At 42.5% G+C, this 240-nt stretch carries 1 protein-coding gene; it reads right to left on the bottom strand.

Annotated elements, in window-relative coordinates; translation table 11 throughout:
- The coding region (locus ACQRDX_RS09655; RefSeq protein ID WP_427896690.1) for a DDE-type integrase/transposase/recombinase at positions 1-240 on the bottom strand (240 nt) is incomplete at both ends.

Here is a 240-nt window from a genome sequence, read left to right as displayed (position 1 = left end):
GGGTGTTCGAGGACGAATCAGCTTGTACTCAATATCCAGTTCCTGACACAGTAAGTCTAGTGGGTGAACTTGTTTGGTCTCTTTGAAATGAGTGAACTCGAAGCCATTATCCGTTTGGATGATTTTTGGTTTGTATCCAAAGTGTTTGATAGCCATTTTGAGAAATTGAACCGTTGAGTAGGACGACTGCTCTTTGAAAGGGAATATAAAGCGTTCTCGACTGGCCTCATCAATGACGGT

Origin of the sequence: Streptococcus sp. SGI.013 (genome assembly GCF_050315295.1) — a bacterium.
Taxonomy (GTDB): Bacteria; Bacillota; Bacilli; order Lactobacillales; family Streptococcaceae; genus Streptococcus; species Streptococcus porcorum.
Note: the sequence above shows the minus strand (reverse complement) of the source record. Positions and strands in the feature narration are given on the sequence as shown.